This window comes from Shinella sp. OV683 (assembly GCF_057787725.1).
Genome location: NZ_CM173543.1, coordinates 271,348 through 297,930 on the forward strand (window position 1 = coordinate 271,348; position 26,583 = coordinate 297,930).

The window sequence follows — 26,583 nt, forward strand, 5'->3', positions numbered from 1 at the left end:
TTTACTTCTCGACCGTCATCTTGCCAGTCGCGGTACGGGCCGAGAATTGCGGCCGGTACATATCCTCGACGCTTGCTGCCGGATGGTCATAGACGCCGGGGTTTACGGCGCGAACGACGTAAGCAAGGGTCATCTCGCCGCTGCCGGTCTGGTCGAGCGCCGCCATGAAGCGGTCGTAGCGGAATTCGAGATGGGCGGCTTCCTGTTCCGGCAGCCAATCGAAATTCGACATATCGGCGCTGTTGACCAGTCCGGGATTGTCGATCTCGAAGCCGGCCGGCAGAAGATCGGTGATCATCAGGCGGCTGGCCCACTCGTTTTTCTGCGTGACCTTCAGAACCACGACATAACGCTCGTTCTGCTTGACCTCGCTGACATTGGCCTCTTCGCCATCCAGCGTGTAGTAGGCGCGGGAGATGTCGAAGCCGTCACCGCCAGCGGTCAACGGATCCTTGGGAGAGGCGACCGTGGTGATCACGGCGGTCACCGGGTCGTTGGCCTGGTTGATGAGATTGATCGGCCTGGCAAGCAGTTCCTCGCCGGTCATCCGCGTCTGGTAGCCACCGGTCTTCAGTTCGTCGTTGACCGAGACCTTGATGTCCTGGTCGCTCGATTTCAGCGCACGGGCGGCCAGGATCATCCAGGTTTGTTCCTGGGTCGAGAGCCATGTCGTGCGTTCCCATTCCTTGGCAACAAGGTTGGAGAGTTCGGGAATGATCGCCGATTTCGGATTGCTTTCGGCAGCCAGTGCCAGGATCGCCGCATCGTCGCGAAGCGCCGAACCATAGTCGGAACGTGCCCAGCTGACATTGACGAGCAGGCCGGACTGGCGTGCCGCATTGGCGAATATCCGTTCCGAACGCTCGTGGTCGCCATAGAGCGCAAGCGATGCAGCGATATGGGCGCGCGACAGTTCGGTGGGGAACTGATCGAGCATGGTGTCGGCGTAGTAGCGGAGGTCGCTGATCGCGGCCCGGCGATTGCGCGCCAGCACATAGAGCGCATAACCCATCTCGTTGCCGCGCTCGGAGACATTGTTGTCATAACCGAGCTGGTTTTCGAGATTGGTCAGCGCCGCCACCATGGCCGGTTCCGGCACGTCGTATTTCTGCTCGCGGGCGCGGGTCAGGAAGTCGGTGACGTAGGCGTCGAGCCAGAAATCACCCGAACCCGGTGCCCACAGGCCGAAGCTGCCGGACGAGGACTGGTAGGAGAGGACGCGGTAGATCGCTTCCTGCACCCGCTTCTTGACTTCACCGTCATCCGGCAAGCCGGACAGCGCGTTCAGCTCGGAGAGATAGAGCAGCGGCAGCGCGCGACTGGTTGTCTGCTCGGCGCAGCCATAGGGGTAGCGATCGAGCGTCATCAGCAATGCCGGGATATCGAAGGCGGCGTTGCGCGTCAGGTTCACGCTGATCGAGGCACCCTGCATAATCGAATTGGCCATCAGCTGGCTGTCGACAAGCAGGCTGCGACCCGGATCAAGCCGCACCAGCCGCCGCTCGGTCATCGGCAGGGTGGATGGCCGCACGTTGATATTGGCGACCTGGGTGATGGCAAAGGCGTTAGCGCCGTTGAGCGTGATGTTGATCATGCCGTCGCCCGGCAAGCCGCCCTTGATCGGCACCGTCAGCGAGGTCTTGCCGCCGGCGTCGAGATGCAGCGGTTTGCTGGCGGCGCTGGCGTCGATGACGACATTGTCGCTGGACGTCAGCGTGAGCGTATAGTCGCCCGCTGGCGCATCGGTATTGGTAATGTCCAGCCGGAGCTCGGCAGTGTCATTCGGCGCGAGGAATTTCGGCAAGCTGGTGGTGACGACGATGGGGTCGCGGACCACCACATCCTTGACCGCATGGCCGACGCCCGTCTTCGTCCAGCCGACCGCCATGACGCGAGCCGTGCCGTTGAACTGCGGGATATCGAAGCTGACCTTCGCCTTACCCTGTGCATCGAGTTTCACGGGACCCGAGAAGAAGGCCACAAGCTTTTCCGTCGGCGGGTTGCCCTGTAGCGGTTGCTCAGCACCGTCACCACCATTGCGCAGGCGTCCGGTTGCGCCCAGCGAGCCGTCGATCAGGCGGCCATAGAGGTCGCGGATTTCGAGACCCAGCTGACGCTGGCCGAAATACCAGCCATCGGGATCGGCGGGTTCATAGCGGGTCAGATTGAGGATGCCGACATCGACGGCCGCGACCGTGATATAGGCTTCCTCATTGGCGCCCGCGCCCTGTACGGCAAGCTCGATGTCGAGCGGCTGGCGGGGCAGGGTCTTTTCCGGCACGGTCAACTGCATGGCGAGCTTGTTGTCGCCGGGATCGACGGCAAGCCACTTGATGCCGATGGAGCGCATCGGCAGCCGGCTTTCCTGTGCATCGCCCGGACGGAAAAGCGTTGCGGTGACATAAGCGCCCGCACCCCACTCCTTGGTGACCGGAATGTCGATGACCGCGCCTTCCTTGGCAACGCTGGCATTGAGCGTGGTGATGACGCTTTCGGTGCCGACATTGATCAGGGCCTCACCAGCAAAGCGCGGCGAGATCTTGAGTTTGGCCGTTTCGCCGACCTTGTAGTTTTCCTTGTCGAGGGCGATTTCCAGCCCATCCGGCGTTTCGGTCGAGGCAGCAGCGACATACCAGCCGGCATCGAATTCGACGCTGGAGGTCGGGCCGTCATTGGCGGTGGATTCGACTTCGAGGCGGTAGCGACCCCATGAGACGGCGGCCTGAACGGTCGCGCCACCTGTGGTCACATCAACGACGCCACTGTCGACATCCTTGGTGGTGACGATCGGCTCATAGCGCCAGGAGGAGCCGTCGCGATACCATTGGTAATTACGCTCGACGCTGACCAGCTTCCAGCGCAGGCCGGTCATGGCTTCCTTCTTGCCCTCGGCATCAAGCGCGATGAGGTGGAACTTGGCAATCGAATTTTCCTGCAGGTCGCCTTCGAATTCCGGCTTGATGCCGATCATCTCGTTGCCGGAATTGACCGGCAGCACGAGATCGCGCTCGACGGCCCGGCCGCCAGCCTCCTTGAGGCGGACGACGACCTTGGCCTCGAGGAACTGCGTTGTGGACGGCAGTTCGGGCAGGTTGACAGCAATCGTCGATTTGCCCTGATCATCCAGTGCGTCGAGGTTGTCGAGCGGCACGCGGGTTTCTTCCTGCGCTTCCTCGTCGGCGAGGCCGAACTGGTAGCCTTTGAATTCGGCGCGGGTGCGGGTCGGCTTCAGGGCAACGTCGCCTTCGAGCTCGAGGCCGGCAGCGGGTGCTCCATAAAGGAAGCGACCGTCGATCTCGATGCTGGCTGGAATGCCTGGCTTGATGTCCTTGTCCTTGGCCACCATGTCGAATTCGATCCGGTCGGGCACGAAGTCCTCGACCAGGAAGGTTTTCGTCGCAAGCGTCGGTTGTTTTGGATCGGTATAGACATTCATCGTCCAGGAGCCGTGCATGGCATTGGCCATCAGCGGCAGATCCAACGTCGAGCCACCGAGATCGCCGCCATTGGTGACGACACGGCGGTCCTCGACGCCATCGGGACGAGTAAAGACGAAGGTCAGCGGCAGTTTCTCGATTGCCTGTCCTGCGATATCGCGGGCGAGTGCCGCAATGTGCACGGTTTCGCCAGCACGGTAGATACCGCGTTCGGTCCAGGTGAGAACGTCGATCGCGCCCGGTGCTGCACGTCCGGTGACGCCGCGATCGGAGAGGTCGAAGCCGGCGCGGGTCATGTCGAGGAAGACGTAGTCGCTGGCGCCGTTCTGTGCGGTGAGAACGGCCGGCGTCAGCGCTGCCGTGCCGCGCATCAGGCCGGCGGGTATCACGGCGCGGCCGTTGGCATCCGTGGTCGCGGTGCCGAGGATTTCATTGTTCTTGGCGAGCAATTGCAGGGTGACGTTCGGCAACGGCTTGGCGGAGGCCAGCGAGCGGACGAACACGTTCAATCCATCGGTGCCGGCATAGGTGGAGATGCCGATATCGGAGACGACGAACCATTGCGTCGCCTTGCTATCCCAATAATTGCCGTTGGCCTGGGTCGATTCCGCCGTCAGCACATAGACGCCGGGCTTGCGCTTCGGCAGGGCCTCGTCGACGGGGAAGCTGGTGACGACGTCCTTGTTGAGCTCGTTCTTGATGTCGATCGAGCCCTGCCAGATCATCTCGCCCTGTTCTTCCTCGATCTGGCTGGCGCGATAGCCATCGAGCTGGGTGAGGAACTGCGAGCTGGTCAGGAAGGATGCGATGGCGCGGTCGCCGATGCGGTAGAGTTTCAGCTGGGCGCTGTCGGAGTTGATCGAGACGATCGGGATGCCGCGGCGAGCGGTGCTCGGCAGCACGAAGCTGTCGCCGGTGAAGCGCACCGTCGGGCCCCGATCCTTGACGTAAAGGTCGAGATCGACCTGGGCGAGCAGGGGTTCATTGACGGACGACGGCAGGTTTTGGCGCAGAGCCAGCTTGTAGCGGCTGCCGTGGACGAGGCCTTCGACGCAGATTTCGCTGCCCTTGGCTTCGAGTGCCTTGGGTGCTGCGCCGTCCAGCGTGACGAAGGAGGTGTAGTCGACGCCGGACTTGACCAGCGGTTCGGAGAACTGAACGCAGGCGCTCGGGGTAGCACTATCGGAATTGACTGTGTTGCCGATCACCCGGAAACCCTGGCGGACGCGCAGATCCTCGTAAGCTGCCTGGATGGTCGGGTTCTCGACGAGCTTCAGGCCGGCCTTGTACGCATTGATGGCGGCGCGATAGTTCTGAGTATATTCCAGCGCTTTCGCCATCGTCACCAGAGTCTGGGCGCGCACGGACTTTGTGCGGGTGAGCTGATAAGCGTTGACGGCGGCCTGCAGGCCCTGATTGTTGATGTCGTAATTGTTGGCGACCCGGCCGCCCATCTCCGACATCCGGATCCACAGGTCGATATTGTCGGGATCGATCGCCAGCGCCGACTTCAGGTCTACCATGGCCCGATCGACATTGCCCGCCAGGGCATCGCGTCCAGCCAGGGCGATAATGGCGTCGACGCCGAGACCTTGCATGCCCGGGTCCACTGCGAGCCCCTCACGCATGGTTCTGGCGTCGTTCACCTGCTGCTGGGTCAGGAAATCGAGGCTGTCGGGCGCGCCGATGTCACGCTCGGCCACTTCCATGACGATCTTGCCGGCCACCGCACTGGGGAACGGGTTCATGGTGTTGAAATCGGATTTCAGGAAGCACCACTTGGCCTTGGTGTTGTAGGTGAAGGCCTTGCAGGCATCGTCGTCCTTGCAGGTCTGGCCGCATTGGTCGAGCGTGACGTTCTGGACGGTGCGAAGATCAAAGCCGAAATAGTCGGCGTCCTTGACGGTCACCACGGTCTTCTGTGACTCCTGCGCCAAAGCGGGAGCCGCAAGGGCGGGGAGCAAGAGACCGGCGAGAAGAAGAGTGGATCGGATAAGTGCGCGCATGGACGTGGTAACTCCCGATAGCGGCTGGGCCGATGAATGCTAATTATTCGTGTCAGGCAAAGAGCGACGTCGGCGTGGGCCGGCGACGGCTTGAAAGATCGTATCTGTGGTGAAAGACAAGAAGTTGCAGCCTCGGAACGGGCTCCGATCGCATCGACGTTTCAGGAATATGGACCATTGGTGCAATTCCCCCCGCACACTGTTCCAGCCGGTCGCCCATCTCTCCTCGGAGACTTCAGGCAATCGACTGCCGCAAAATGTTCTACGTTTATAGGCTGAACTTTATTCGAAGAACAAAGACATTTTCATGAAAAGAAAAAGCCGCCCGGGTTGCGGGCGGCGTTGCAAGCGGTTGATGGTGCAAAGAAATAACCCCGATCGCCGTTCAGTCGTCATTGCTGGCGTTGAGGTCTTCCGGTCGCGTTCCTTCATCGATGATGAGGTCGCCGGCATAGACTTTCAGGTCGGCGTAGAACCCGTCGACGATTTCGATCAGCAGCCTGATTGTGGCCTCGTCTTCGGCGGTAGCCGACGGGGTGACATCTTCAGCGCCGGCATGGACAGCAAGGTGTCCGGACTTCATCTTGTCGATCCGGGTGCGCAGTTTAGCGATGTCCTTCAAGACCTGCTTGAACCGCTCCATTCGATCGTCTTGCATTTTTCCCACTCCATCGATCGCATGTCACATGCGGCAATCCACCGGACTGCCGCATGTTAGCATTATTTCGATGCGATGGATGTCACCTGCGTATCAGGCCGCTTTCAGCGTCGCCATGTCGATGACGAAGCGGTACTTCACATCGCCCTTGAGCATCCGCTCATAGGCGTCGTTGATCTTCTGCATCGGGATCATTTCGATATCCGAAAGCACATTATGCTTGCCGCAGAAGTCGAGCATCTCCTGGGTTTCGGCAATGCCACCGATGCCGGAGCCCGCAAAGCTGCGGCGCTTGGCAAGCAGGGTGAAAGCTGCAACCGACAGCGGCTTTTCCGGCGCGCCGACGAGAACCAATGCACCGTCGCGCTTGATCAGGCTGGCATAATAGTCGACGGAGTGGTCGGCGGAAATGCAGTCGATGATCAGGTCGAGGCTGTTGGCGTGCTTGGCCATATCGTCTGGATTGGTCGACAGGATGACCTCGTCGGCGCCGAGTGCCTTGGCATCAGCGACCTTGGACTCTGAAGTTGTGATCACCGTGACATGCGCGCCCATTGCATGGGCAAGCTTGACGCCCATATGGCCGAGACCACCGATGCCGGCGATGCCGACACGCTTGCCGGGACCGGCATTCCAATGGCGGAGTGGCGAAAACGTGGTGATACCGGCGCAAAGCAGCGGCGCGGCAGCGGCCAGGTCAAGGTTGTCGGGAATCCGCAGCACGAAATCCTGCTCAACGACGATATGAGAGGAATAGCCGCCGAAGGTGTGGCCGAAATCCTTGTCGGGGCTGTTGTAAGTGCCGGTGTTTTCGTTCTCGCAGTATTGCTCGAGACCTTCGGCGCAGCTGTCGCAATGGCGGCAGGAATCGACCATGCAGCCGACGCCGACGCGATCGCCGACCTTGTACTTGGTGACCGAGCCGCCGACCTCGGCGACGATGCCAACGATCTCATGGCCCGGCACATTCGGATAGACGGTATGATGCCATTCGTTGCGCGCGGTGTGCAGATCGGAATGGCAGACACCGCAGAACAGGATCTCGATGCGGATGTCGGTGGGGCCGGTGTCCCGGCGGGAAAAGCTGAAAGGAGCAAGAGGCGCGGTGGCTTCCTGTGCCGCATAACCGGTGCACGAAAACATGGAAAACTCCTGGAATGTCATGGGATATGTGTGGTGGTGGGCAGGGCGACTATAGTCCCCACCGAGTGCAGGTGTAAACCGCTATATGCATTTGCGAACGCCGTCGCCCGGTCAAAGCGACGGCTGCGAGGATCGTGCTTTGCGGATTATTCTGCGATCCCGGTGAGGATTTCGGCGAAGTGCTTGATCTCGTCCGATGTGTTGTAATGGACGAGCGAGGCACGCACGGCACCGCTATTCATGGCCAGCCCAAGCCGGGCCATCAGGCGCGGCGCATACATGTGGCCGTCGCGGATCGCGATGCCGGCATCTGCCATCGTCTGGGCGACGAGAGCCGGGCTGCGATTTGGAATGTTGAAGCAGAAGGTCGGTACGCGTTCTGCGAGCCGGGCCTCGTCGGAGACGCCATAGATGGTCGCGTTGCAGGATTTGAGAACATCAAGCAATTGGCGCGACAGCGTCGTCTCATAGGCGCGGATCGCCGTCATGCCGGCGACGAGATCGTCGCGTCGCGACGCTCCGCCGGTAGTTGCAAAGTTGCGGCCGAGGGATTCCAGGTAGGACACGGCGGCGCCCATGCCGACAGCGTTCTCATAGGTGAAGGTGCCGACCTCGATCTTGTGCGGCGGCTCGTCGGGAATGAAGTCTTCCTTGAAGGTCGGCAGCGCCTTGAGCAGGTCGAAACGGCCCCAGAGAAAGCCCATATGCGGCGAGAAATTCTTGTAGCCCGAGCAGACCAGATAGTCGCAATCCCAGGCCTGCACGTCGATCAGCCCATGTGGGCCATAGTGGACACTGTCGAGAAACACCTCGGCGCCGACTGCATGCGCAAGCTTTGCCACCGTAGTGACATCGACGAGCGAACCGATGGAATGGGATGCCACCGTGCAAGCGACCAGCCGCGTGCGGCTGGACAGTAGCGGACGCAGGTCATCGATATGCAGGTTGCCATCGTCACGCATGCGCCACCAGACGCATTTGACGCCTTGCGCTTCCAGCGCCAGCCACGTCGAGATGTTGGCGTCGTGGTCCATATCAGTGATAACGATTTCCGGCCTGTCGCCCATGGTCTTGGCAATGCCAAGGCTCACCAACCGAATGAACGAAGTGGCGTTCATGCCGAACGAGATCTCGGCGGGATCATAGGCGTTCACCAACAGTGCCACGCTTGCGCGGGCGTCGGCCACTGCCTGGTCGACTTCGCGGCTGGCCCTATAACGGGCGCCACGCTGTACCATTCGATGAAGCATATGGTGGCTGACGGCATCGAGCACGCCCTGCGGCACCTGAGCGCCGGCACCATTGTCGAGGAACACCGGGGCGTTGGGCAGCGACAGTGCCGGGAACTTTGAACGGACGACGTCAACCGGGAAGGATGTGGCCAGCTGTGCGGCGGAGGGCGATGTCGTGATGTTCATGATAGGCCTCAGGCGAAATTGAAATGTTGGACAGACCCCCCGAAGGCGCCGATGTCAGTGCATGATCTGGCTCAGGAAGGCTGCGGCCCGCTCGCTGCTCGGAGATGTGAAGAACGCCTCCGGCTTTGCTTCTTCGCAAATGACGCCATGATCCATGAAGATGACGCGATCGGCGACCTTGCGGGCAAAGCCCATCTCATGGGTGACGACCAGCATGGTCATCCCATCTTCGGCCAGCGAGATCATCGTGTCGAGCACTTCGCCAACCGTTTCCGGGTCAAGCGCCGATGTCGGCTCGTCAAACAGCATCACCTTGGGCTGCATGCAGAGCGAACGCGAAATCGCCGCGCGCTGCTGCTGGCCGCCGGAGAGTTGCGACGGATAGCGATCGCCGAGATTGCCGATGCGGACGCGCTCGAGATAGTGGCGGGCAATTTCCTCGGCTTGCCTGCGGGATGTTCCCTTCACGGTCATCGGCGCGATGGTGCAGTTTTCCAGGATCGTCAGATGCGGAAACAGGTTGAAGTGCTGAAACACCATGCCGACTTCGCGGCGGATTTCGTCCAGCCGCTTGCCCTTGCCTTCGAGCTCAATGCCATTGACGGTGATCGAGCCGCTTTCATGCTTTTCGAGCTGGTTGATGCAGCGGATGGTGGTGGATTTGCCCGAGCCCGATGGACCGCAGATGACGATGCGTTCGCCGGCGGCTACCGTCAGGTTGACATCGCGCAACGCATGATACTGGCCGTACCATTTGTTGATGTCGCGCATCATGATTGCCGGGCGGTCGGAAGCCTGGGCGATGGATAGATCTGTCATGTTCAAACCAGTTCGGATAGGAGCTTCAACGCGCCGTCTTGGCGGTCGCACTGCGCTTTTCGAGATAGCCGACCAGGCGAACCATCGGCCAAAGGAAGATGAAGTAGATGATGGCCGCGCCAATCAGCGGAGTCGGATTGCCCATCAGCGCCTGGGTATCGTTGGCCTGCTTCAGGAGGTCGGGCATCGCCACGACCGATGCAAGCGCGGTGTCCTTGAAGGTCGAGATGCTGTTGCTCGTCAAAGGCGGGATCATCACCTTGACGGCCTGCGGCAGGATGATCTTGCGCATGGCCGACCAGAAGGGCAGGCCGAGGCTGGCTGCGGCTTCGAACTGGCCCTTGGGCACGTTCTCGATGCCGGCGCGGCAGACTTCGGCCGTAAACGCTGCGAGCACCATCGACAGTGCGAGCGTGGCTGATGTGAAGGAGGACAGCGAAATGCCGACGAAGGGCAGGGCGTAATAGATCAGGATCAGCACCACCAGGATCGGTAGCGCGCGGAAAACATCGATATAGGCGATCGCCAGCAGTTGCAGCGGCCGCGGCGCATAGAGCCGGACGAAACAGAGAAACAGGCCGGCAATGCTGCCGATCACGATGCTGACGCAGCCGAGGAGCAAGGTGTTGCCAAGCCCGCGCATCAGGATCGGAAATGACCGAACAAGGATGTCCCAGTTAAAGAATGTATTGATCAGTTCCATGGGTGTTGCCTGGTTGTTCGGCAGATAAGGCCGGGTCGTTCAAAAGGAAGAGGGCCGCGGCACATGCGCGCCGCGGCCCTGAGTTATTACTGAGCGGTGGGGATCGGCATCGGCGTGACGGTGCTGGTGCCGGCATCCGGCTCGACGCCAAACCACTTCTTGTGGATGGCAGCCATCGTGCCATCCTTCTTCATTTCCGAGATCGTATCGTTGACCTTGGCGAGGATCGGCAGATCCTTCTTGGCCATCATCGCGAAGCGCTCGCCGGTCGGGATACGGACCAGGATCTTCAGGGCGGGGATCTTGGTGATGGCGTACTGGAAGCCGGCGAGTTCACCGGCGCCACCTTCGATACGGCCGTTCTGCACGTCGAGCAGCAGGTCCTGCTGAGCGGCATAGCTCTTGACTTCGGCAATGCCGTATTTGTCGGCATTTTCCTTGGCCCAGGCTTCGCCGGTCGTGGCGGCGACAACGCCGATCACCTTGCCCTTGAGGTCTTCGAGCGTCTTGACGGTGGAATCGGCCTTGCCGACGATCGTGCCGTCGCTGTCATAATAGGCTTGCGTGAAGGACTGGCTCTTCAGGCGTTCGTTGTTGATCGAGATCGACGAGATGGCGAAATCGATGCGGCCGGAAGCCGTGGCTGCGAACAGAGCCTGGAAGCCGAGCGGTTGAAAATCGACATCCATGCCGAGACGCTTGGCGACTTCGGCGGCGACTTCGACTTCGAAGCCTTCGAACGTGCCGGCCTCGTTCTTGTATTCCCATGGCGGGTTGGCGGCATAGGCGCCAACCACGATTTTGCCTTCGGCACCTGCCGACGAGACCATCAGCGACAACGCTGCGGCTGCGAGAATTGCGATTTTTGTAAACATGGTTCCTCTCTTTTCTAGCCTTCTTGGTGTTGAATATTCAAAGCGTGCGGTGCCGAAGCCTTTGCTTTCAACCTGTTCGCACGTTCCTTGCCGGCACAATGCGCTCCAGCGCATTGAACAGAGTGTCGACGGCGTCGGCCGAGGTCACGACGCCGGGCGAGAGCCGCATCGTGGTGCCGCGCGCATCGCAGTAAAGCTTCTGGGTCCTGAGTTCCGCCACCACGGCCGGGGGACTGACCGTGTCGGGCAGCGTCAGCATCACACTGCCGCCGCGCTCGGCATCATTCACCGGCGAGACGATAGCCCAACCGTTGCTCTGGGCGCGGCCGATAATGGCATGAGCGGACGCGAGATTGTTGGCACGAACGGCTTCGATGCCACGCTCCATCACCCACTCGATGCCGGGCAGCGAGGCGACCGATGCCAGAACGGCCGGCGTGCCATGATCGAAACGTCTGATATCGCCGGCATAGGAGAACTTGTCGAGATCCCAAGAGAACGGATTTTCCTGGCTGAACCAGCCGCGCAATTCGGGGCGGCATGTCGCCAGCAAATCGGGGCGGACATAGAGGATGCCGGCGCCTGATGTGCCGCACAGCCACTTCAACGAAGTCGAGACGACGAAATCGGCATGGTTCGTATTGATGGAGAAGGGCAGGACGCCGACGCCCTGGGTGATATCCACGCCGACGATCGATCCCATCGCGCGGCCATGCGCTGCAAGACGATCGACGTTGACGCGGTGCGAGGTGGTCGAGGAGACGAAGGTCAGCAGTGCGAGGCCGACATCTTCCTTCCAATGGGCGATGAAATCGTCGTCACGGACCCAGCTTTCGCCGGGACGCAGCGGGACGGTGTCGAGCGTGAAGCCGAAGCGATCTGCAATGCCGGCGAGCAGGAAGTGCAGGCTGGGGAAGCAATCGGCGGCAACGAGCAGCCGCTTGCCGCGCAGGCGATCCTCCGGCAGGGCGCCGATCAGGCTATACAGCGCCTGCGTGACATTTTCCGAGGTAGTCAGCGATCCCACCGGCGCATCGATGATGCCTCGCCACGCATCGATGAAGTTCTGGCGTAAGCCGAGCGCTGCCGGCCACTGTCCGTCATCTTCCGCCGACCATACCGTGGAAAAGCGGGCGAGCGCATCGCACATCCGCTCGGCCTTGCCGGGGAACGTCCCGATGGAGTGGTAGAGAAAATAGCCGGACATTTCAAACCTCAAGTATTTTGATCAAAAGATCACAATATCGCGGTGCCGTCAATTAGCCCCATGGAGAGATTCGCATAATTGTATTTTTCGCCCCTTCAAGGGCGGGATGGCTGGGTTTTCAGGCGTTCAAGCGCGCTTCTGCTTGTTGCTCAGCAATCATTCAGGGGCGGTTTGCTTCTATTGCGCAATCAACTTGCGTAGCAGGTCCTGAGTATCGCGGATGTCGGAAACCATTTCCTCCCGCGCCCGCCCGGCATCGCGCTGGCGCATTGCGGCGATGATTCTGCGATGACGCATGGTGTAGGACATGAAGTCCTCGCTGGTCATTCGCGGTTCGACATAGGCCGACAGCATGCGCATATAGGGGCCGTATCGCAACCAAAGCGTGTCGATCAACTGGGTCAGGACCTCTGATCTCGAGGCTTTGTAGACAAAGTAATGAAACTCGCGGTTCTTGTCGAGCATCGCGAAGACCTGGCCCGCCTGGGCGCAGGCCTCGTGCTCGGCGACGATCGTTTCCAGCACATCGATATCGTCGGGGCTGATCAATTGCGCTGATATCTCGGTCGCAAGGCCCTCGATGGCAGCGCGGGCACGGCAAAGATCGTCCAATCGCGAGACGCTGACGGGTGGCACGCGGGCGGAGCCATTGCGCGCGACTTCCAGCGCATTCTCCGCGGCGAGCCGGCGAAGTGCTTCGCGCACCGGCATGTGACTGGTGTCAAAGGATTGTGACAGCGAGGCGATCGTCAATACCTGGCCGGGATCAAACCTGCCGGTCAGCAGTGCCTCGCGCAACTGGAGATAGACGCCGTCCTGAATCGTTACCCGACCCGCAACCGGTCCAAATCCTTCATCCAGCGCCAATGCATCATCTCCTTGTTCGGTACGGTGGCCGGCCGAACTTGCTTGAGCCCTTTGAAGATATCAAATGATCAGGTCTGTTTGGGCTTGGCAAGAACGGATTTTGCTTGAGAGGTCGGCGTGCACGTATTTCTCGGCAGAGAAAATGGTCGAAATGTCTGTAGTGAACCTATGGGAACGGCCTGCCAAAGTGCTGGCACTCTGGCGTTCGCTCGCGTTTCTGACACTCAAAGAAAAATATTTGATCAAATGCTCAAATTGAGCTAGGACGGTGACAGCGCGGATCGGTAGCGCAGCGGAATTGATAAAAGGATGGGACTTTCATGACACGCTTTGCACGGCGGATATCGCAAACCTCGGCCAAAAGCTTCGGCATGTTCGAAAAAGCGGCTGCGATGGCTGCCAATGGCGTCGATCTCATTCATCTTGAGCTTGGTCGGCCCTTCCATGACACGCCGGCCCACATCAAGGACGCGACCGTCAAGGCATTGCGCGATGGACTGGTGCACTATAGCGACCTGCGTGGCGAACCGGCCTTGCGCAAGGCGCTGCAGCAGAAGCTTGCCGACTACAACAAGATCGACGTGACGCCGGACGAGATCCTGATGGTCAACGGCCTGACCCAGGCCTCCTATGCTGCCTTCATGGCGCTGCTCGACGACGGCGACGAGGCGATTTTGCTCGAACCCTATTATCCGCAGCATATCAACAAGATCGAGATGACTGGCGCCAAGGTGGTGCTGGCGCCGCTCGACAAGTCAACCAACTTCGGCATCAAGCGCGAATTGATCGAGCCGCTGATCACGCCGCGCACGCGCATGATCGTGCTGGTCAATCCATCCAACCCAACCGGTCGGGTCTATTCACGCGATGAGTTGCAGGTGCTCGCCGACCTGGCCATCAAGAACGACCTCATTGTCGTTTCCGACGAAGTCTATGAACAGATCGTCTTTGATGGCGCCGAGCATGTCAGCATTGCGTCGCTGCCTGGCATGAAGGAACGGACGATCTCGATGTTCGCCTTTACCAAGGCCTATGCGATGGATGGCTGGCGTCTCGGCTACATTGCCACCGATGCCTCGTTGATGCCCGGCCTGATGAAGATCACCGCCAACGAGATCACCCATGTCAACACGTTCATCCAGTATGGCGCGCTGGCAGCAGTGACGGGTCCTGCCGAGATCCTTCAGGATATGGTCGATGACGACCGCCGCAAGCGCGATCTCGTCGTCAGCCGGCTCAACCAGATGCCCGGCGTGACCTGCGCCAGCCCGGAAGGCACGATCTATGCGTTTCCCGATATCAGCGGTACAGGGCTGAAGGCGCAGCAGGCTGCGGATTTGATTCTGGAAAAGGCTGGCGTGGTGGTGGAATCCGGTGCGTTCTACGGCCAACTCGGCGACGAACATCTGCGGGTCTGCTTCGGCTCGCAGAGCTATGAGCGGCTGGAAGAGGCGATGGACCGACTGAGCGGGTTTTTCAACGGGCTCTGATGTTTCGTCGCAATCGACACATGAAAAGCAGGCCCCCACTGGAGCCCGTCAGACTACTGACAAAGTCTCTGACGTCATCCTTGGGCTTGTCCCAAGGATCTGCGCACGTGGACTATAGCCACTATTTTCAACTATTTAATGAACCGTGAGCAGATCCTCGGGACAAGCCCGAGGATGACGTCGCCGGGTTGGCTTGTCAACAAGCTAACGGGGCTCCAATGGAGCCCCGTTCTGCGTTTGGGAAATGTAAAGGCAGAAGCCTCGTTACATCATGCCGCCCATGCCGCCCATGTCAGGCATGCCGCCGCCGTTTTCCTTCTTGGGGAGTTCGGCGATCATGGCTTCCGTCGTAACCAGCAGGCCGGCAACCGAAGCTGCATTCTGCAGAGCCGTACGCACAACCTTGACCGGATCAACGATACCCATGGCGATCATGTCGCCAAATTCGCTGGTCTGGGCATTGTAGCCGTAGTTGTCGGTGTTGCTTTCAAGGATCTTGCCGACAACGATCGAGGCTTCGTCGCCTGCGTTTTCGGAGATCTGGCGAACCAGCGACTGCAGTGCCTTGCGGATGATGTTAATACCGGCATTCTGGTCGTCGTTTTCACCCTTGATGTCGAGGACGACAGACGCACGCAGCAGAGCCGTGCCGCCGCCCGGAACAATACCTTCTTCGACGGCTGCACGCGTTGCGTTCAACGCGTCGTCGATGCGGTCCTTCTTTTCCTTGACTTCGATTTCGGTTGCACCACCGACGCGGATCACGGCAACGCCACCGGCGAGCTTGGCGAGGCGTTCCTGGAGCTTTTCCTTGTCGTAATCGGAAGTGGTTTCTTCGATCTGGGCCTTGATCTGGGCAACGCGGCCTTCGATGTCGGACTTCTTGCCGGCGCCGTCGACGATCGTGGTGGTTTCCTTGGTGATCGAGACCTTCTTGGAGCGGCCGAGCATTTCAAGTGTGACGTTTTCGAGCTTGATGCCGATGTCTTCGGAGATCACCGTGCCACCGGTCAGGATAGCCAGATCTTCGAGCATCGCCTTGCGGCGATCGCCGAAGCCCGGTGCCTTGACGGCAGCGATCTTGAGGCCGCCGCGCAGCTTGTTGACGACGAGCGTTGCAAGCGCTTCGCCTTCGACATCTTCGGAGATGATCAGCAGCGGCTTGCCGGTCTGAACGACAGCTTCGAGAACCGGCAGCATCGCCTGGAGGTTGGAGAGCTTCTTCTCATGCAGAAGCACGTAGGCATCTTCGAGTTCAGCAACCATCTTTTCAGCGTTGGTCACGAAATACGGGCTGAGGTAGCCGCGATCGAACTGCATGCCTTCGACGACTTCAAGCTCGGTTTCCGCGGTCTTGGCTTCTTCAACTGTGATGACGCCTTCATTGCCGACCTTCTGCATGGCGTCGGCGATGTACTGGCCGATTTCCTTCTCGCCATTGGCAGAGATCGTGCCGACCTGGGCGATTTCTTCCGAGGTGTTGATCTTCTTTGCCTTGGCAACGAGATCCTTGACGACGGCGGCAACCGCGAGATCGATACCGCGCTTCAAGTCCATCGGGTTCATGCCGGCAGCAACGGCCTTGCCGCCCTCGCGAACGATCGCCTGGGCCAGAACGGTTGCCGTGGTCGTGCCATCACCGGCGATGTCGTTGGTCTTCGAAGCAACTTCGCGGACCATCTGGGCGCCCATGTTCTCGAACTTGTCTTCAAGTTCGATTTCCTTGGCGACGGTGACGCCATCCTTGGTGATGCGCGGCGCGCCGAAGGACTTGTCGACGATGACGTTGCGGCCCTTGGGACCGAGCGTGACTTTCACTGCGTCAGCAAGGATATCAACGCCGCGCAGCATCTTTTCGCGAGCATCGCGACCGAATTTGATTTGTTTGGCAGCCATTTTAGAAAACTCCCGGGCTCATGGCCCAATGGTCGTCGTGGAAGGGATGGAAGGGCGATCGGATGATCAGCCCATGATTCCCATGATGTCAGCTTCCTTCATGATCAGAAGGTCTTCGCCGTCGAGCTTGACTTCGGTGCCCGACCATTTGCCGAACAGGACGCGGTCGCCAGCCTTGACATCGAGCGGGATGATCTTGCCGGTTTCGTCACGGGTGCCAGTGCCGACGGCGACGATTTCGCCTTCCTGCGGCTTTTCCTTGGCGGTGTCGGGAATGATGATCCCGCCCTTGGTCTTTGCTTCGGCCTCGACACGGCGCACGACAACACGGTCGTGCAGCGGACGAAAAGTGGTGCTTGTCATTTTATGATCCTTTGATGAGATCAAGGCGAGTGCCGATCTCGTACGTACCTGTAGCACTCTACACCTGAGAGTGCTAGCGGGATTCTGAAGATACATTTTACGTGGTGAACGAGCGCGGCGATGTCGTCATCGGAAGTCCGGCGAGCAGCGAAATCGAACATGGTGAGGCAAGTGCGATCGTTCTTGCTCGCGCTTTTTTCACATCTGTGCCACACAGCACAGCTATCCAGCCCCGGCGGGATAAACAATGAAGAAGTGAGGAACACATGGATTATGTTGTAAAGCTGGGCGACAGCACATCGGCAGCGCCGGTTACTGAGGATCTCGACGGCTGGGTCGTTGTCGAAGGCACACCGTCGATGAAGACTTGGGTGCTGCATACATCGGACGATGGCAGCATGATTTCCGGCTATTGGGAAGCCACGCCCGGCACCTATCACGCGACCTATACGGACTATGAATTCGTCCACATCATGGAAGGCAAGCTGACCATCACCCCGGACGGCGGTGCACCCGTGGTGCTCGGACCGGGCGACGCGTTCGTGGTCGAAGCTGGTTTCAAGGGCCTGTGGAAGATCGACGAAACCATTCGCAAGCACTTCGCCATCAAGCTCTGAATGGAGCCTGGGCAACGGCCGGTCGCAAACCGGCCGTTTTGCGGAATGAGGCTTATCGACTCACTTTGCGAAGGGTCCTGGAAGACAAGGCCGGCGGCTGTCGATTTGAGTAGCGATGAGTGGCACCCAGTTTTCGCGACCACCAACCGGACATACCGCTTCGGCCTCGATGCCGGGCAATCATCACAGGATAGTGCCGATGTCTGATATTGCTCTTTCCACGGCCGTTGCCTCGACCTTGATCGACGACCGTATTCGCGGCTTCCCGGCCGGGCATCCGGCACTGCCGCTTGAGGCAATCGGCAGACAGGGCTGGAAGCCGTTTGACGGCGCGATGTCTTTGCCGTTGATCTCGCTCGACCGCGCAGCCTTTGCAGCCAATATCGACCTGATGATGCGCTATGTCGGTGGGCAGGGCGTCGAGATCTCCCCGCATGCCAAGACGCCAATGTCGACTGCACTTGCCCGGCAACTTCTCGATGCCGGCGCCTGGGGTACGACCGTCGCCGATATCAGGCAGGCCTCGGTGATGCTGAAGGCGGGCATGACGCGTCTGATCCTCGCCAACGAGATCGGCGGCAGGTCGGCAGCCAAGCGCCTTGCTGCATTGCTGGCGAACCATCCGGAAGCAGAGATTCATATCTTCGTCGATTCCGTCGAACTGGCAGAGGCGTTGCGCGATGCCTGGACAGGACGCAGCGATCTGCCATCACTCGGCCTGCTGGTAGAGCTTGGTGCAGCGCGTGCCGGGGCTCGCTCGAAAGATGTCGCGAATGCCATCGTCGAAACCATACTTGTGGCGGAAACCGACAATTTCCGCCTGTGCGGTATTGCTGCCTATGAAGGTGCAGCCGCGACCGCAGATCCAGCCGACACCGCGGACCGGATTTCCGGCTTAATGGAAATCACCGGCGACTTTTACCGGGCGACACGCGCGCGCATCGGTGCCGATCGCAAGCTCATCGTGACCGCGGGCGGATCGGTTTATTTCGACATGGTGGTAGCAGCGCTGAAACCTGTTCTGGCAAGCGATGCAAATGCCACGCTTGTGCTGCGCAGCGGGGCAATTTTCTTCCACGATCATGGTGTCTACGAGCGCGGCCTCACATCGCTCGACGGCCGTGCGGGGTTCCAGATCGACGGCAAGGCGGCATCTGCGGCGAGCGGTTTCAAGCCTGCTTTGCGACTTTGGGCGGAGGTTCTGTCGCGGCCCGAAAGGGGCCTTGCGATCTGTGGCATGGGCCTTCGCGATGTGGCAATGGACCAGGGGCTGCCACGCCCGTTGTCGATCTACAGGGACGGCAGGCTTCTGCGGCAGATCGAGGGCGCCGAGGTGATCAAGCTCAATGACCAGCATGCCTTCGTCACTATCGGCACCGATACAGATGTCGTTATCGGCGACATCGTTGAATTCGGCATCTCGCATCCCTGCACCTGCCTCGACCGGCACGCGCTGCTCTACGGCCTCGACGAAACCCACACGGTTACTGCGGTCTTTCCCACCAGCTTCGGCTGACCAAGACTGCCTTCCAAGACCAGGAAAAGGAAAATACCCCATGATCATGCGCTATCAGAAGGGCTCCCGGATGAGCCAGGCCGTCAGCCACGGCGGCGTCGTCTACATCGCCGGACAGGTTGCCGAAAATCGCAAGGCCGGCATCGAAGACCAGACCCGCGACGTGCTGTCCAAGATCGACCAGCTGCTGAAGGAAGCCGGCACCGACAAGTCGAAATTGCTGGCCGTCAACGTCTTCCTGCCGGCGATCGTCGATTTCGAAGCGATGAATAGCGTCTACGATGCCTGGATCGATCCGGAAAATCCGGCCGCGCGCGCTTGCGTCGAGGCCCGGCTGGCCGACCCCGATCTGCGCGTCGAGATGACAGCTATCGCGGCGCTTTGATGCATACGTGAACCGGCGGAACTCCCGCCGGTTTCTTTTACGATGTTCCCGTCGAACTCTGAAGGAAACCACATCATGCAGGATACGCTCATTCGTGGCGCGCGCATCATCGATGGCACGGGGTCGCCGTGGTATCGCGGTGACGTGCTGGTGTCCGGCGGCAAGATCGTGCGGATCGGCCATGATCTTCCGGCTGGTCCGGATGTCGACATCGTCGATGCCGCCGAGCGCTATCTGGCGCCGGGCTTCATCGATGCGCATTGCCATGACGACCTGATTTTTCTCAGGGAGCGCGACCGCCCGGAAAAGGCGTTCCAGGGCGTTACCAGCATCGTTGTCGGCAACTGCTCGTTTTCGCTTTACCCGGCGACGGAAGGATCTCGCGAAAACCTGCGCCAGCACTTTTCGGGCCTGCTCGGCGAGACGGCGGAGCGCGAGATTTTCGGTGACCTCAATGCTTATCGACATGCGCTGGAGGGCGAGGGGATAGCGCTCAATGTCGTGTCGCTTGTCGGGCATGCGGCCCTGCGGCTGGCGGTGATGGGTCACGACCGGCGTCCCGCAAGCGAGGCGGAAATCGACGGGATGTGCGCTTTGCTCGCCAGCCAGCTGCAACAGGGTGCTGCCGGTCTTTCGCTCGGGTTGGTCTATCCACCCAGTGCTTTTGCCGGGCAAGACGAGCTTTTCGCGCTTGGCCGGACTGTGCGCCAATATGGCAAGGTGCTGGCCGCGCATGTCCGCTCCTACGAGGCAGGGCTGATGGATGCGATCAACGAGTTCGGCGATGTGCTCAGGGCCTCGGGCTCGGCCGGCTTGCTGTCGCATCTTCAATCGGCGGGAAGGCCGAATTGGGGACAGATCCCCAAGGCGATCGAACTGCTGGAGGATTTCCGCAGCGAAGGAATCGACATCAGCTTCGACATGTATCCTTATCCGGCCGGCAGCACCTGGCTGCTGCAGCTTCTGCCACCAGCTGTGATGGATGGCGGCCTCGATGGCCTCAAGCGGCGGCTTTCCGATCCGCAGGCGCTCGCCGCACTCAGGAACTGGGTGGAAAATGGTGGCGATAGCTTTCACGGTCAGAGCAAGGTCTGGCTGATCGGCTGGGAGAATGTGCGGCTTTCCGCGATCGGCGTCGCCGGTTTGAAGTATCTTGAGGGCCTCAGCATGGTCGATGCGGCGACCCAGCTTGGTATAAAGCCATTCGACCTGATGTTGCGCTTCATCGAGGAAGACAATGGCCAAACAGGCATTATCCTCTTTCAGCTCGATGAGACCGATCTGCACGACGCCTGCTGCAACCGGCTCTACATGGCCGGTTCCGACGGGCTGCCACGCCCGGGTTCCAAGCCGCATCCGCGCGCATTCGGCACCTTTCCGAGGATTGCCGGACCTTTACGGCGCGACAAGAAGTGGTTCTCGCTTGAAGATGCCGTGCGGCGGATGACGTCGGTTGCCGCGCAGCGCTTCTCGCTTGCCGATCGCGGGCTTGTGCGTCCGGGTCTGGCCGCCGATCTGGTGCTGTTCGACGATGCGATCGCCGACAATGCGACTTTTGCGGATTCGACGCTGCTTCCATCCGGCATCAGCCATGTCTGGGTCAACGGCGAGGCCGTGATTGCCAATGGCCGGCAGACCGGGGCCAGACCCGGCCGGCTACTGTAAAATCCGCCAGATTCCGATCAGCGGTCGTCTCCAGCCGCTCAGGCCGCCAGTGCCTGCTGGGCCTTCGGGAAAGGCTTGAAGGTCAAGGCAATCAGGAAGGCACCAATTCCAATGGCCCAGGCGCCGATATAGAGCCAGCTATAGGAGCCCAGGTTGTCGTAGATCAGACCTCCCGCCAAAGGGCCGGTCGCCATGCCCAGACTGCCGGCCATCGCCGTTCCGCCGATGACCGTTCCCATCATGCGCTGGGGAAAATTCTCACGGGCGATGACGGCGTAGAGAGGCATGACGCCGGCATAGATAAAGCCGAACAATGCCGCGACGGCATAGAACCCCTCGAGATTGCCCACGAACACATAGGCCAGCGCGCCGAATGCCTGCACCAGCAGTCCCAGCACCAGAACCTGCTTGGCCCCGAACCGGTCTCCGAGGATGCCGAAGGCGACGCGACCACCCATGCCTGCCAACCCTTCCAGACTGTAGATCGAAACAGCTGCTATCAGCGGTATTCCGCAGCTCACGGCATAGCTCACCGTATGGAATATCGGACCTGAATGGGTGGCGCAGCAAAAGAAATTGGTCAGCAGCAAGACAATGAATTGCGGCGATTTCACCGCCTGACCCACGGTCATGGACGATTGCAGATCGTCACTGGAAGATGCGGCCGCGCTGTCGTTCCCAGGCGGGCGGCGTATCAGAAGCGCCACCGGGATCATCACGGCCGCAACGATGATGGCAATGATTTGAAGGCACGTTCTCCAGTCATAGATGGAAACGAGCCATGCCGCCAAGGGCGACATGGTCATTGGCGCCATTCCCATGCCCGCAGACACCAGGGACACTGCAAGGCTGCGATGCGTGTCGAACCAACCCGTGACGCAAGCCATCATCGGCGCGAAGATCGCCGCGGTGGCACCGCCAACGAGCATGCCGAAGACGAACTGGAACCCGAGAAGCGACGTCGCCTGGCTTGCCAGAGCCAGGCTTCCAGCGAGGATGGTGGACCCGATCACCAGTATCAGGCGGGGCCCCAGACGGTCAGACAGACCACCCCAGACCATGCTCGCCAATGCCATCGAGATAAAGCCGATGGTCATAGCGCTGGACACGCCGGTCATGGACCATCCGGTATCCCGCGAGATGGGCAGAAGAAAAACAGGCAGCGAAAACATGGCGCCTATCGCGATGCAGCCCAACAGGCCGCCGGCAGCGACAATCACCCATCGATAATAGGAAGTGCTCATTTTGTGTCTCCGTTCCAATGTCTTTATGCTTAAGGGGAAACCTGCCCGCTCCGTCAGCCTATCGCGTAGACCATGCTTATGCGTCCACCTGAAAGCTCCTGGACCTTTCGCAACTCCAGCCCGCGGCGACGCTCGGCTGCGGCAAAGAGCGACTTCCCTTCACCGGCGATCAGCGGATAGGTGATAAGCCTGAGCTCATCCACCAACCCCGCATCGATAAGGCTCGCGGTGATTTGCGCGCCACCCATGAGGTAGATATCCTTGCCGGGCTGCTGCTTGAGGGCGGCGATATCGTCTATGCTTTCAATAAAGCTTGTATTCGACCAGGCGGTCGAAGTCAGGGTGCTCGACAGCACGTAGTGCGGGGTCCGGGCGGCAAACCGAGCCCATTCACGTTCAGCCGCTGTCGGCGGGCTGCCGGTGATCCAGATTGGTGTTTCCGGCTCGTTCTGGATCGCGGTCCAATATCGCTCATAACCGCGATACATGTTTCCACCGAGCACGCAGGCATCGATCTGTGGCGTCAATCCATAGTCTTCCGACCACGCCTCCACCCAGTCGGCCATAGAATCCGAGCCCTGAATCTTCCCGTCAACAGAAATTTTCATTCCAGTAATCATCTTCCGCATGCCAATCTCCATTTGCTTGTGGTGCTCCGTCCGGTTGGACCGGGCGGTAGACTGAACGCCGACGGTGACTTAGCGCACGAGTATCCGCTCGCTCTCGGTCATGGGTTGGCCGACATTGGGTTGGCCCTTGCCTGTCACGATCAGGCTTCGCAAACTGCCGTTGATGTAAGTGCCCCATCCGTCGGAGCAGATCTCGTAGCACTCGTATTCGGGAACCAAGCCTTGGTGCGTGAGCCGGATTTCGGTCTTGTCACCCTTCCTGGAGATATCAAAGATGGCATTGGTGCCGGTCCATTCGGCCGTGTCTTCGGTAAAACTGAAGTAGTTTTCCAGAATGGCCCACGCGACTTTTTTGCCTGGAACCAGTTCGGTTACCTTGATTTTGCAGCGATGGACGTCCTTGAAACGATATTTGAACTCCTCGCCGACCTTGTCGGTTCTGCCCTCGATTTCTTCCGACCACCATCCGCGGACATTGTTAATGGCAGCGAAGGCTTCTTCCGGACTTTGGTCTACCGTAAAGGCAGTGGTGTAGCTGCGCTCATCCATGATCATCTCCTGTTTGTCGTGTGGGGTGAGGCCTTTGCGAAGGCCTGCACCATCGGGTTCGGATTTCTTGGTTCAGTCAGGCCGGCAGACGCCGGTCATATTCCTTCCTGAGGCGGCTCCAGCCGTCCCAGAATGGCTCGGGCTCCGTGCCTGTCACGCGGGCGACCAGGATATCGAGGTGCATGTGCCAGCCGGCTCCGATCATCAATCTGGTCGCACGCTCGGCTATCTGGCGGTGGGTCACCGTCAGCAGCACCTTGTTGCCCTTCGGCTCCAGTTCGAACGAAACGTTGCCGCTGCCTTGCCAGGTAAAGGAGAGCTTGCGGGGTGGGTCGAACTCGGTGATCTGGCTCTGCATGCGCTGCTCTTCGGAAAAGCCGGATGGCCGCTGGCCGGGTGGGTTCGTCAGTTCGTCGTTCCGCCAGACGAGTTCGAAAGGTGTACCTGATTTCATTTCCATCTCACCCGCCCCCAACCACCGGCGGCGCAGTTCGCTTTGGGTGAGATAGGCCCAGACGCGGTCGATGGGGCCGGGCAGAAGGCGTTGGATCGTCAACGTGGCATTCTCTGTCAGCACGCCGAAGTCGTCCGTGGTGGCAAGTTCGGTCATTCTTCGTCTCCTTTGTGGATGCTGCTGATGGCCTTTGGTGAAGGGCTTGTCCTTGCACATCCCGACGAATGGTCCGGAGGCGCTTGCAGAAGTTCAGCATCTCAAATGCTCTTAGTTCAACCATGTGGTTGAATGTAAGCGCTCGATTCTAAATAGTCAACCGATTAGTTGAATGTTTTATTCTTCGTTGTCATGCCTGTGGAATCTAACCATGAAAGGCTCTAGGCGCCGAGAAAGGAATTTAAGATCGGGGCAGCAGCCATGTCGGCATATCGCGGAGATGCGGAATGCACACGCAATCTTCCTGCGCGATGTATCCTGCAACTAGGTCGAAGTAGTATTGGAAGTTTAGCTTGATCGACGCACGGCGTCGATCTTGCCGCCGCCTGTGGCGTTTTCCAGCGGTTACGACGGCTCTCTGTTCGGCGCATTCTTTCGATCGGCAAGGGCACCCAGATCGTCCTCAGCCCGCACCTTTGTGAGCTGCTCCTCGACCTCTGTTGCTTCGCGCTGGCGGTTCCACATCTGCGCATAGAGGCCGTTGTAGTCGAGCAACTCGGCATGGGTGCCGCGTTCGGCGATGCCACCGTCCCTGAGCACGATGATCTCTTCGGCATTGACGACCGTCGACAGCCGGTGGGCGATCACCAAAGTCGTGCGGTTCTCCGAGACGACATCGAGAGCGGCCTGGATTTCCTGTTCGGTGCGCGTGTCGAGCGCTGATGTCGCTTCGTCGAGGATCAGGATCGGCGGTGACTTGAGGATGGTGCGGGCAATCGCCACGCGTTGTTTCTCGCCGCCGGACAATTTCAGGCCGCGCTCTCCCACCATGGACTTGTAGCCACCCGGCAGCGTCTTGATGAAATCACCGATCTGGGCGATCTCGGCTGCCTGCTCCACCTCGGCCTCGGTCGCGGATGGCCGCCCGTAGCGGATGTTGTAGGCAATGGTGTCGTTGAACAGCACGGTATCCTGCGGCACCATGCCGATCGCCGACCTCAGGCTCTTCTGCGTGACGCCGCGCACATCCTGCCCGTCGATGCTGACGGAGCCGGATTGCACGTCATAGAAACGGTAGAGAAGCCTCGATATCGTCGACTTGCCCGCGCCCGACGGCCCGACGACGGCCACCGTATGGCCCGCAGGCACATCGAAGGAGATGCCCCTCAGGATCGGCCGTGCCGGATCATAGGCGAAATGCACGTCCTTGAACGAGATGGCGCCTGATGTGATCACCAGTTCCTTGGCATCCGGCGCATCGACGATTTCGGCTGATGTGTCGAGCAGGTCGAACATCTGTTCGATATTAGCCAGGCCTTGTCTGACCTCGCTATAGACGAAACCGATGACGCCGAGCGGCAAGGCAAGCTGCATCAACAGCACGTTGATGAAGACGAAATCGCCGATCGTCTGGGTTCCGGCCCGGATGGCCAGCGCCGACATCGACATCATCGCCATCATGCCGGCGCCGAAGATTACCACCTGGCCGAAATTCAACAGGCCCTGTGAGGTGTAGACCTTGGTAGCGGCCTTTTCGTAGCCCTCCATCGATTGATCGAAGCGCCGGGCCTCCATCTCCTCGTTGCCGAAATACTTGACGGTCTCGAAATTCAGCAGCGAGTCGATCGCCTTGGAACTGGCCTCGGCGTCTGATGTGTTCATGGAGCGGCGAACATCGATCCGCCAGTTGCTTGCCCGAATGGTGAACCAGACATAGGCGGCGACCATCAGCGCGGTAACCGCAAAATAGCTTAGCCCGTAAGTCCACACCAGGATCGCCGCTGTCAGCGCCAGTTCGATGATCGTCGGAATGGTGTTGAGTATGACGAAGCGGACGATGGTCTCGATGCCTTTGGTGCCGCGATCGATCACACGCGACAGCCCGCCGGTGCGCTTTTCGAGATGAAACCGCAGCGACAGCCGATGCAGATGCAGGAATGTCTTGAGCGCCAGCTGGCGCACCGCATACTGGCCGACGCTGGCAAACAGCGTGTCGCGCAGCTGGTTGAACCCAGCCTGGATGATGCGCGCCAGATTGTAGGCGGCCACCAATGCCAGCGCCCCCAGCATGAACGGGGGCAGGATGCCGGCGGCAGAATCCAGCTTGCCATTCAACGCATCCGTCGACCACTTGAAGAAATAGGGTACCGACAGCAGCACGATCTTGGAAAGCAGCAGGAAGAGCGTGGCCCAGGCCACCCGCATCTTCAGATCCGTCCGCCCCGCCGGCCACATGTAGGGCCAGAGGTTGTAGATGGTCTGCAGCACCTTGCCGGATTCGGCGGAGACCGTCTTCTTGTCGGATGCCATCGAATTCTCCGGAAATCGCGAAAATGCAGCGCGCTATTCCAAGGCGAATTGCCGCTTGAAGCAATGGGATAGTTTCAAAGGCCCGTATGTGCAACCAAAACTGTTGGTCGTTCTACCGGCAAGCCGTGGAGAAATCGGCCATTCCAAAATTCTTATTGACTAACTAATTAGTAAAT

General features: G+C 59.9%; 22 protein-coding genes. 6 read left to right on the plus strand and 16 right to left on the minus strand.

Annotated elements, in window-relative coordinates; genetic code table 11:
- Nucleotide 1: 1 nt before the first annotated feature.
- From ACXHRN_RS01365 to ACXHRN_RS01405, 9 genes are all read right to left on the minus strand, one after another.
- Complete coding sequence (locus tag ACXHRN_RS01365) at nucleotides 2-5,443, minus strand: alpha-2-macroglobulin family protein (RefSeq protein ID WP_488639568.1); 5,442 nt, start codon at nucleotides 5,441-5,443, stop codon at nucleotides 2-4.
- Between the two features lie 385 nt (nucleotides 5,444-5,828).
- Complete coding sequence (locus ACXHRN_RS01370) at nucleotides 5,829-6,101, minus strand: hypothetical protein (protein WP_488639569.1); 273 nt, start codon at nucleotides 6,099-6,101, stop codon at nucleotides 5,829-5,831.
- Between the two features lie 93 nt (nucleotides 6,102-6,194).
- A complete protein-coding gene (locus ACXHRN_RS01375; RefSeq protein ID WP_488639570.1) occupies nucleotides 6,195-7,244 on the minus strand; it encodes an NAD(P)-dependent alcohol dehydrogenase in 1,050 nt (349 codons plus the stop codon).
- 146 nt (nucleotides 7,245-7,390) lie between these two features.
- The gene (locus ACXHRN_RS01380) at nucleotides 7,391-8,662 is read right to left on the minus strand and encodes a cysteine desulfurase-like protein (protein ID WP_488639571.1); all 1,272 of its coding nucleotides are present in this window, start codon (nucleotides 8,660-8,662) and stop codon (nucleotides 7,391-7,393) included.
- 54 nt (nucleotides 8,663-8,716) lie between these two features.
- Complete coding sequence (locus ACXHRN_RS01385) at nucleotides 8,717-9,481, minus strand: amino acid ABC transporter ATP-binding protein (RefSeq protein ID WP_488639572.1); 765 nt, start codon at nucleotides 9,479-9,481, stop codon at nucleotides 8,717-8,719.
- 25 nt (nucleotides 9,482-9,506) lie between these two features.
- Nucleotides 9,507-10,184 (minus strand): amino acid ABC transporter permease, encoded by a 678-nt coding sequence (locus ACXHRN_RS01390; protein WP_488639573.1) that lies wholly within the window; start codon nucleotides 10,182-10,184, stop codon nucleotides 9,507-9,509.
- 86 nt (nucleotides 10,185-10,270) lie between these two features.
- Nucleotides 10,271-11,014: an ABC transporter substrate-binding protein gene (locus ACXHRN_RS01395; protein ID WP_488641789.1), complete on the minus strand. Its 744-nt coding sequence runs from the start codon at nucleotides 11,012-11,014 to the stop codon at nucleotides 10,271-10,273.
- A 112-nt stretch (nucleotides 11,015-11,126) separates the two neighbouring features.
- Nucleotides 11,127-12,266, minus strand: coding sequence for an aminotransferase class V-fold PLP-dependent enzyme (locus ACXHRN_RS01400; protein ID WP_488639574.1), 1,140 nt, complete (start codon nucleotides 12,264-12,266; stop codon nucleotides 11,127-11,129).
- Nucleotides 12,267-12,443: 177 nt separating this feature from the next.
- Nucleotides 12,444-13,133: a GntR family transcriptional regulator gene (locus ACXHRN_RS01405; RefSeq protein WP_488639575.1), complete on the minus strand. Its 690-nt coding sequence runs from the start codon at nucleotides 13,131-13,133 to the stop codon at nucleotides 12,444-12,446.
- 320 nt (nucleotides 13,134-13,453) lie between these two features.
- On the opposite strand from ACXHRN_RS01405, the gene ACXHRN_RS01410 reads away from it, so the two are divergent.
- Nucleotides 13,454-14,623 (plus strand): pyridoxal phosphate-dependent aminotransferase, encoded by a 1,170-nt coding sequence (locus ACXHRN_RS01410; protein WP_488639576.1) that lies wholly within the window; start codon nucleotides 13,454-13,456, stop codon nucleotides 14,621-14,623.
- A 264-nt stretch (nucleotides 14,624-14,887) separates the two neighbouring features.
- Here the strand turns inward: ACXHRN_RS01410 and groL are convergent, their stop codons facing one another.
- Both groL and groES read right to left on the minus strand, forming a co-directional pair.
- Nucleotides 14,888-16,519, minus strand: coding sequence for a chaperonin GroEL (groL, locus tag ACXHRN_RS01415; protein WP_488639577.1), 1,632 nt, complete (start codon nucleotides 16,517-16,519; stop codon nucleotides 14,888-14,890).
- Between the two features lie 66 nt (nucleotides 16,520-16,585).
- Nucleotides 16,586-16,882 (minus strand): co-chaperone GroES, encoded by a 297-nt coding sequence (gene groES / locus ACXHRN_RS01420; RefSeq protein WP_488639578.1) that lies wholly within the window; start codon nucleotides 16,880-16,882, stop codon nucleotides 16,586-16,588.
- Nucleotides 16,883-17,148: 266 nt separating this feature from the next.
- Between groES and ACXHRN_RS01425 the strand changes: the two genes are divergently transcribed.
- The 4 genes from ACXHRN_RS01425 to ACXHRN_RS01440 all read left to right on the plus strand — a co-directional run bounded on the left by ACXHRN_RS01425 (nucleotide 17,149) and on the right by ACXHRN_RS01440 (nucleotide 21,065).
- Nucleotides 17,149-17,499: a cupin domain-containing protein gene (locus ACXHRN_RS01425; RefSeq protein WP_488639579.1), complete on the plus strand. Its 351-nt coding sequence runs from the start codon at nucleotides 17,149-17,151 to the stop codon at nucleotides 17,497-17,499.
- A gap of 199 nt (nucleotides 17,500-17,698) precedes the next feature.
- Nucleotides 17,699-19,015 carry an alanine racemase gene (locus ACXHRN_RS01430; protein ID WP_488639580.1) on the plus strand — a complete coding sequence of 439 codons (1,317 nt, stop codon included), beginning with the start codon at nucleotides 17,699-17,701 and terminating at the stop codon, nucleotides 19,013-19,015.
- Nucleotides 19,016-19,055: 40 nt separating this feature from the next.
- Nucleotides 19,056-19,400 carry a RidA family protein gene (locus ACXHRN_RS01435; RefSeq protein WP_488639581.1) on the plus strand — a complete coding sequence of 115 codons (345 nt, stop codon included), beginning with the start codon at nucleotides 19,056-19,058 and terminating at the stop codon, nucleotides 19,398-19,400.
- Between the two features lie 75 nt (nucleotides 19,401-19,475).
- Entirely contained in the window at nucleotides 19,476-21,065 is a 1,590-nt protein-coding gene (locus tag ACXHRN_RS01440) for an N-acyl-D-amino-acid deacylase family protein (protein WP_488639582.1), read from the plus strand.
- 38 nt (nucleotides 21,066-21,103) lie between these two features.
- Here the strand turns inward: ACXHRN_RS01440 and ACXHRN_RS01445 are convergent, their stop codons facing one another.
- From ACXHRN_RS01445 to ACXHRN_RS01465, 5 genes are all read right to left on the minus strand, one after another.
- Nucleotides 21,104-22,309: an MFS transporter gene (locus ACXHRN_RS01445; RefSeq protein WP_488639583.1), complete on the minus strand. Its 1,206-nt coding sequence runs from the start codon at nucleotides 22,307-22,309 to the stop codon at nucleotides 21,104-21,106.
- Nucleotides 22,310-22,362: 53 nt separating this feature from the next.
- Entirely contained in the window at nucleotides 22,363-22,950 is a 588-nt protein-coding gene (locus ACXHRN_RS01450) for a dihydrofolate reductase family protein (protein WP_488639584.1), read from the minus strand.
- 57 nt (nucleotides 22,951-23,007) lie between these two features.
- Complete coding sequence (locus tag ACXHRN_RS01455; RefSeq protein ID WP_488639585.1) at nucleotides 23,008-23,487, minus strand: SRPBCC family protein; 480 nt, start codon at nucleotides 23,485-23,487, stop codon at nucleotides 23,008-23,010.
- Between the two features lie 76 nt (nucleotides 23,488-23,563).
- The gene (locus tag ACXHRN_RS01460) at nucleotides 23,564-24,097 is read right to left on the minus strand and encodes an SRPBCC family protein (protein ID WP_488639586.1); all 534 of its coding nucleotides are present in this window, start codon (nucleotides 24,095-24,097) and stop codon (nucleotides 23,564-23,566) included.
- 405 nt (nucleotides 24,098-24,502) lie between these two features.
- Nucleotides 24,503-26,407, minus strand: a complete 1,905-nt coding sequence (locus ACXHRN_RS01465) for an ABCB family ABC transporter ATP-binding protein/permease (protein WP_488639587.1) — start codon at nucleotides 26,405-26,407, stop codon at nucleotides 24,503-24,505.
- Between ACXHRN_RS01465 and ACXHRN_RS01470 the strand changes: the two genes are divergently transcribed.
- On the plus strand, nucleotides 26,394-26,570 hold the full coding sequence (locus ACXHRN_RS01470) for a hypothetical protein (protein WP_488639588.1): 177 nt from the start codon (nucleotides 26,394-26,396) through the stop codon (nucleotides 26,568-26,570). The genes ACXHRN_RS01465 and ACXHRN_RS01470 overlap by 14 nt on opposite strands.
- Nucleotides 26,571-26,583: the final 13 nt, after the last annotated feature.